Genomic DNA, 6,870 nt, shown 5'->3' with positions numbered 1-6,870 from the left:
AACCGGTATCCTTGATCGGCTCGTGCGGATTGATGGCGATGTGGTACTTGGCGGCCTCGGTGACGGTCAGCAGGTAGTGCCGCACCATTTCCTGGCTGTCGTTCCAGCTATAGCGAATGCTGCCGTCCGGCCCGCGAACCCGCGCCCCGCCGGCATCGACGACATAACCCGTCTTCACCGCATCGACCTTGTATTTCTGGTACAGTTTGAAGCCGTCGACCATTTGCGGCTCATAGACAGCGACATTGCCCGACGTTTCATGGTGTCCGACCAGGTGGACGCCCTTCTTCTCGCCATAGGCCGAGATCGCGGCAAGGTCGAAATCCGGATAGGATTCGGTGAAGGAGAAGTTGAATCCCTTGCCGAACCAATCTTCCCAGCCCTTGTTCCAGCCTTCGACCAGCACACCACGGAAACCGTTCTGAGCGGCAAAATCGATATAGGCCTTGGTATTTTCGGTATTTGCGCCGTGGCGCGGGCCGGCTTCCCAGGTCCAGGTATTGAGGTGCATACCCCACCAGATGCCGACATATTTGAACGGCTTCACCCACGACACGTCGCCCAGCTTATTGGGCTCGTTCAGGTTCAGAATCAGGTCCGAGCCATTGTAGAGGGCGGCGGCGGAGTCCGTGATCTGCAAGGTCCGCCACGGCGTTGTGAACGCGCCCTCGCGCACCACGGGCGCCCCCATGGCCGACGGCGCCAGGCGCGTCTTCAGGCGCTGGCCGTCGACCCGGCGCAGCCAGTAGCCGGCATAGTCGACCAGGGCGGCTTCGTGGAACGAGATATAGACGCCCTTGTCGGTCTTCAAAGTCATCGGGCTCTGGGCCTCGCTGACCTGGTTCAGCGGGGTTTCCTTGTAAACATATTCCTCACGGTTCCATTCGCCGGCAACGTTCCACCACGCGGTAGCCGGATCGGCCACGGCGAACTCGGTCAGTTCGTCCATGATCTCGACCTTGCTGAGCGACGCCTGTTCCGGGAATTCGTAGCGGAAGCCCAGGCCATCGTCATAGATGCGGAAGACCACCGCCATCTTGCGGTTATCCCAGGTTGGCTGGGCAACATCGACCCGCAGTTCGTTATAGCGGTTGCGAACATGGCGGCGTTCGCCCCACGGCAGGTCCCAGGTCTCATCATGGCTGCTGGTGGCGCTCTTGTCGAAGACGAAGTAGCGGTCCAGCTTGGGGGCATTGGCCAGAACGAAGCCCAGCCGCGACGGCTCGATCACGACCTGGCCATTGCGCGACACCTGATACGACAGATTGCCATCCGTGGTCAGCATCACATCGACATGCAGCACCTTGTCCGGCGAATCGGCCGAGGCCACCGTCTGGTATTTCGGCGCGGCCTGCGAGCTTTGCGATACGTCAGCGACCGGCGCAGCCTCCTGCGCCATGGCGCCAGTGGACAAAACCCCCATCATGGCCGCAGCCAGGGCTATGACCGATACGGAATGGATGGACTTCATGGTGGCTTCCTCTGACGTTTTTATATGGTTGACGCAGGGATAATCGATCCTTGGAAGTGGTAACAGGCCCCGGTGTCATGAATACGTATTCCGAACCTCAGGTTTTACCGTCTTGCCCTGATCCGGGCTTTGCGGATAGGTAAGCGCCATGACCGACCTTACCCTTTCACCGAACCTTTCGCGGCTGTTCGTCACCGAAATCTACCGCGCCGACCTGACCAAGATCGCCGGCTTTGACGGCAAGATCGACGAGATGGAAGACACCTGCCGCGGAATGGCCGACGACGATGAAACCGGCCAGGACTGGAGCCAGAAGCACGGCTATCTCGGCTACACCTCCTACGCTTCGATCGAAGACATCACCAAATATGCCACGGTGTTCGAAGATCTGAAGCGGCAACTGGACATCCACGTCAACACCTATGCCACCCAGATCGAGCTGGACCTTAACAACCGCAAGCTCAAACTGGTGTCGATGTGGGTCAATATCCTGGATCAGTACGGCACCCACAGCGGCCATCTGCATCCGCACTGCGCCGTTTCGGGCACCTTCTATGTCTCGGTCCCGCCAGGCGCCAGCGCCATCAAGTTCGAGGACCCGCGCATGGCGATGATGATGGCCGCGCCGCTGCGGCGGGGCAACGGCCGGCCTGACCGGCAAAACTTCGTCAGTTTCCAGCCCATGCGCGGAACGCTTTTGCTGTGGGAAAGCTGGCTGCGCCACGAAGTACCGATCAATCTCAGCGAAGAACCGCGCATCTCGATCAGTTTCAACTATGCTTAGGGTCCTGCTCGCCGGATACGGCTATGGCGGCCGGATCATCCATGCCCCGCTGATTGCCGCCGCCGGTTTGACCGTGGCCGGCATCGTATCCAGCCGCCGTGACGAGATCGCCGCGGCCTGGCCCGACGCTGCTGTCTTCCCCGACCTCGCCACTGCTCTGAACCACGGCGGCTTCGACCTGGTCGTCATCTGCACACCCAACGATACCCACGCTGAACTGGCGCACCGGGCTCTGGACGCCGGCCTGCACCTGGTCATCGACAAGCCTTTCGCCGTCGATAGCGCTGAGGCACAGGCGATCGCCGACCATGCCCGTCGCGTTGGTCGGATCGTCACCGCCTTCCAGAACCGGCGCTGGGACGGTCATATCCTGACCGCTCGAAAATTGTTGGGCGAACAGGCTTTCGGCCGAATCAGCGACGTTACCCTGGCCTATGATCGTCTGCGTCTTGTTAATCCGGCACGCTGGGGTGACAACAACCGGCGCGGCTCCGGCATCTGGCTCAATCTCGGTTCTCACCTGGTTGACCAGGCGGTCCACCTGTTCGGCAAGCCGCAAACCATCATGGCCGATATCTTCGCTCAGCGTCCGCACGCGGTCGTCGACGACAGCTTCCACGTTATCCTGGGCTACGAGGCGTTCCGTGTCACATTGCGCGCCTGCATGACCACGCCGGCGCCCTCCCCCGTCATCGCCATCCACGGTTCCGCAGGCAGCTTCGTCAAGTACGGCGAGGACACCCAGGAAGCCATGCTGAAAGCCGGCCGCCTCCCCGGCGACCTCGGCTGGGGCGTCGATCCTGTCCCAGCGCGCTTTTCCTCAGCCGATGGCGAAATCGTCGGCGAAGCCCGCGATATCGCTTCCGGTCCCGGTGACTATCCCGCCTTCTATACAGGCATGGCGGCGGCCATCCACCACAGCGCCCCGCCCCCTGTCGCCATTGAAGACAGCCTGCTCGTCCAACACCTGCTCGACCTGGGCTTTGCAAGCGCCCGTGACGGCCGCCGTCTGGAGGTCCGCGCATGATCAACACCGCCCTGATCGGTTTCGGCTATGCCGGCAAGACCATCCATTCTCCGCTGATCCGCGCGGCGCAAGGCCTGGACCTGACGACGATCGTCTCGTCTCGCCCCGATGACGTCCACGCCGACCTGCCCGGTATGCGTGTTACCACCTTCGACGAGGCCCTGGCTGATCCCAATATCCAGTTGGTGGTCATCGCCACCCCCAACGACCTGCACGCCCCCCAGGCCCATGCGGCGCTCAACGCCGGCAAGCACGTTGTCATCGACAAGCCCTTCTGTCTGACCGTCTCCGAAGGCGAAGCCCTGGTTGACCACGCCCGACGCGCCGATCGTGTCCTGTCGGTGTTTCATTGCCGCCGCTGGGACAGCAACTTCCTGACCTTTAGCCGTATCCGCGACCGGCTCGGTGATCCTTATCAGGTGGTTTTGCGTTACGACCGCTGGCGGCCCGAGGTGCGCGACCGTTGGCGTGAGCGCGATGGTCCCGGTTCTGGCATCTGGTTCGACCTGGGTTCACACCTGATCGACCAGGCGCTCAGCCAGTTCGGCTGGCCGGAGGCCATCTCCGCCGATATCGCGCCGCAACGTCCCGACGCGCAGACCGATGACTTCTTCCACACCACCCTGTTCTACGGTCCGCTGCGGGTCATCCTGCATTCCAGTATGCTGACCCTGGCTGTCGGCCCGGCCTTCGAAGTCCAGGGCTCAAACGGCGCTTTCGTGAAGTACGGCATGGATCCGCAGGAAGACATGCTGAAGGCCGGCCGCACGCCGGGCGACGACGGCTGGGGCGGCGACCGCGACGGTCACCTGACAGATATTTCCGGAAACACGGAATCGATCGCCAGCGTGCCTGGCAACTATCTTGCCTATTACGAGGCGATCGCCCGTGCCATAGCGGACGGCGCCCACAATCCGGTCCCGGCCGGCGACGCCCTGAAGGTCATGCAGGTGATTGAGGCCGGCTTCCGAAGCGCCCGCGAAGGACGCCGAGTCGCCTTATAAGGGAAGGATTCGGCGCTTTTTCGAGAAGCTCATATAGCCGATATTGGCGCCCAACCGGAACCCGACACCGGCACGGATCGGCGTCAGCACAATCCCCTCGGCGCGTTGGTAGGTGACACCCAGCCCGCCGATGAAATAGGCCGAACCTTCCACGCCAGGGAACCGGCGATACATATAGATAGGTTCGCGCAGGTTATAGACCAGCGAGAACACCCGCGACGCATTGGCGCCGGTGTCGAAACCGATCGACGGCCCTTGCCAGTACAGATGCACCGGGTCCGGCGTGGACTTCATGAACAGGTTGCCCTTGCCGTAGCGCACGCCGACTCCAACGGCGCCGGAGGCTTCTTGCCCGGCGATATAGGCGGTCGGGTGTTCGCCATAGTCGGCGAAGATCTTCTCCAGCGCCCCGCCGAGGGCTTCGACCGTCACACCCAAAAAGTCGGAACCGGCCGCGAGAATTTCATCGCGGCTATAGGTGCTGGCCTTACCTTCGCTTTCGGGAGCAGGTTCGGGCGTAGCTTCGACCGTGCCGTCCTGAGCGTAGACCAGACCGGGAATCAGCGAAATGGTGGAAGCAGCCATACCGGCGGCGATGAAATGACGGCGCTGCATAAGCGACTCTCCTGACAGGACAAGGGATCGGTCGCCGTATGCTTAAGGTATGATTTACCAATAAATCCTTACGCGCCCATCCCGTTAGACGAACATTGACAGCGCCCTGTGTCGCGATTGAGGCGAGATCTTGCCGCAACTTCGCCCCAATGGTGAACGGTTACTTGCGCTCCGCCGCCGTCTTGTCACGGGCGGCCTTGAACTCCGACGTATCGCGCCAGGCCGGCCACAGGTCGGAATTCGCCAGCGCCCGTCCCATCTGATAGTAGAGCGTCACGTCTTCGACCATACCCGACAGGTCCCACCGGGCCGACCATTCGTCGTCGGGCTGGTGATACCGCTTCTCGACATAGTCCTTGTCGAAGGCTTCCCCAGCCGCAACTCCCCCCTTGACCATGTCCTTGCCCGACGCCGCGTACAGCATCGGTACGCCGCGCTTGGCCAGAGGGAAGTGGTCCGAGCGGAAGAAGAAACCGGCTTCGGGGGTCTGGTCCGGCGTCAATGTCCGCCCCTGACCGGCCGCGTACAGCTTTAACAGGTCTTCCAGCGACGACTGGCCGGCGCCGGTGACTTCCAGATCCTTTGTGCGGCCATTGACATTGAGCGCGTCCATATTAATGCCGGCCACCGTCTTACTCAGCGGATAGACCGGATTGCTAGCATAATACTCCGAGCCCAGAAGCCCGCTTTCCTCGGCCGTAAAGGCGATCAGCACAACACTGCGCTGGGGCTTGGGTCCCTGGCCGAAGGCCCGCGCCAGTTCCAGTAGCGCCGCGATCCCAGTGCCGTTGTCGACAGCGCCGTTGAAGATGGCATCGCCATTGGCGTCAGGCTTGCCGACTCCGAGGTGATCCCAATGGCCGCCAAGGACGACGGTTTCCTGCGGCCGCGTCGCCCCTGGCAGACGTGCGATAATGTTGTGCGTAACGATCTCGGTCGAGTCGACCTTGTAGCTGCCGTTCAAGGTAGCGCTCAGTTCGACCGGCCGGAAATCCTTCGACCGCGCGGCAATCCGCAACGCGCCCAGATCCTGGCCCGAAGCTGCGAACAGCTTCTGTGCCGTGTCCAGACTGATCCACGATTCCAGCTTCGGGCTGGCCGCGGACGGATCGAGACGGACGATATCGAATTTTGGCCCGGTGTTGGAGTTCTTGACCGTCGCCCAGCCATAGGAGGCAGCATCAGCGTCGTGGATGATCATGACGCCTGCGGCGCCACGGCGGGCAGCTTCTTCGTACTTGTAGGTCCAGCGGCCGTAATAGGTCATGGCCTTGCCATTGAAGGTATTCAGGGTCGGCTCCGGAAAATCCGGATCATTGATCAGCACAACGATGATCTTGCCCTTGACGTCGACGTCCTTGAAATCATCCCAACCGCGTTCCGGCGCCGTCACGCCATAGCCGACAAAGACGATGGGCGTCTTGTCGAAGCTGACGTCCGACGTGGAGCCACGCGTCGAGACTGTGATCTCCTCGCCCTGGCGCAGGTCCAGTTTCGCGCCATCGGCAAACGCCAGATTGACCTTCGGGTCGACGACCTTGAACTGGCGAAGGCGCACTTCCTGGGTCCACTTCCCATCCGGCCCGCCGGGCTCGAAACCCGCTGCGGCAAAGCCCTTCGACAGATAATCGATCGTCTTCTGTTCGGCCGGGGTGGTGATGCCGCGTCCGGCATAGGCATCGGAGGAGACGACCATGATATCGCGGGAGATACGCGCGGCGCTGATGGACTGCGCCAGGGCTGGCGTGGCGACGATCAGGGCGGCAGACGCCAGCAGCACGGACTTGAACATGGAAACCTCCGGAAAGCTCAGGCGGCGGATGCTAGAAGGTCGCGAAGCCGTGTCAAGGACATCCTTTCGGATGCAACGAAACAAACAGTCCCAGCAGAGCGCATCGGCTGGCCTCGCGTCTCCTCCCCACTTCGTCTATCGTATGCACACATCTGCCTGAGATTCCGAGTTCGTTGT

The 6,870-nt window shown here is 61.9% G+C and carries 6 protein-coding genes; 3 read left to right on the top strand and 3 right to left on the bottom strand.

Annotation, left to right across the window (positions count from 1 at the left end; translation table 11 throughout):
• Window positions 1-1,471, bottom strand: a 1,471-nt coding sequence (locus ABI_RS16035; protein ID WP_245531374.1) for a glycoside hydrolase family 97 N-terminal domain-containing protein, incomplete at its 3' end; no start/stop codon positions are given.
• 148 nt (window positions 1,472-1,619) lie between these two features.
• Between ABI_RS16035 and ABI_RS16030 the strand changes: the two genes are divergently transcribed.
• The 3 genes from ABI_RS16030 to ABI_RS16020 are packed head-to-tail and all read left to right on the top strand — an operon-like array spanning window position 1,620 to window position 4,286.
• Window positions 1,620-2,255, top strand: coding sequence for a TIGR02466 family protein (locus tag ABI_RS16030; RefSeq protein ID WP_006274089.1), 636 nt, complete (start codon window positions 1,620-1,622; stop codon window positions 2,253-2,255).
• Window positions 2,248-3,282, top strand: a complete 1,035-nt coding sequence (locus tag ABI_RS16025; RefSeq protein ID WP_006274088.1) for a Gfo/Idh/MocA family oxidoreductase — start codon at window positions 2,248-2,250, stop codon at window positions 3,280-3,282. Before ABI_RS16030 ends, ABI_RS16025 begins: the two co-directional genes overlap by 8 nt.
• Entirely contained in the window at window positions 3,279-4,286 is a 1,008-nt protein-coding gene (locus ABI_RS16020; RefSeq protein ID WP_006274087.1) for an oxidoreductase, read from the top strand. Before ABI_RS16025 ends, ABI_RS16020 begins: the two co-directional genes overlap by 4 nt.
• Here the strand turns inward: ABI_RS16020 and ABI_RS16015 are convergent.
• Together ABI_RS16015 and ABI_RS16010 are read right to left on the bottom strand one after the other, a co-directional pair.
• Window positions 4,281-4,901 carry a DUF1134 domain-containing protein gene (locus ABI_RS16015; protein WP_006274086.1) on the bottom strand — a complete coding sequence of 207 codons (621 nt, stop codon included), beginning with the start codon at window positions 4,899-4,901 and terminating at the stop codon, window positions 4,281-4,283. The two genes, ABI_RS16020 and ABI_RS16015, sit on opposite strands and share 6 nt — an antisense overlap.
• Before the next feature lie 160 nt (window positions 4,902-5,061).
• On the bottom strand, window positions 5,062-6,693 hold the full coding sequence (locus ABI_RS16010; protein ID WP_006274085.1) for a M28 family metallopeptidase: 1,632 nt from the start codon (window positions 6,691-6,693) through the stop codon (window positions 5,062-5,064).
• Window positions 6,694-6,870: the final 177 nt, after the last annotated feature.

The organism is Asticcacaulis biprosthecium C19, assembly GCF_000204015.1.
GTDB classification, from domain to species: domain Bacteria; phylum Pseudomonadota; class Alphaproteobacteria; order Caulobacterales; family Caulobacteraceae; genus Asticcacaulis; species Asticcacaulis biprosthecius.
This window is presented reverse-complemented; position numbering and strand designations above follow the sequence as displayed.

Coding starts and splice junctions, on each gene's coding strand:
- ABI_RS16010 (WP_006274085.1), bottom strand. CDS start 6,693: ATGTTCAAGTCCGTGCTGCTGGCGTCTGCCGCCCTGATCGTCGCCACG.
- ABI_RS16030 (WP_006274089.1), top strand. CDS start 1,620: ATGACCGACCTTACCCTTTCACCGAACCTTTCGCGGCTGTTCGTCACC.
- ABI_RS16025 (WP_006274088.1), top strand. CDS start 2,248: ATGCTTAGGGTCCTGCTCGCCGGATACGGCTATGGCGGCCGGATCATC.
- ABI_RS16020 (WP_006274087.1), top strand. CDS start 3,279: ATGATCAACACCGCCCTGATCGGTTTCGGCTATGCCGGCAAGACCATC.
- ABI_RS16015 (WP_006274086.1), bottom strand. CDS start 4,901: ATGCAGCGCCGTCATTTCATCGCCGCCGGTATGGCTGCTTCCACCATT.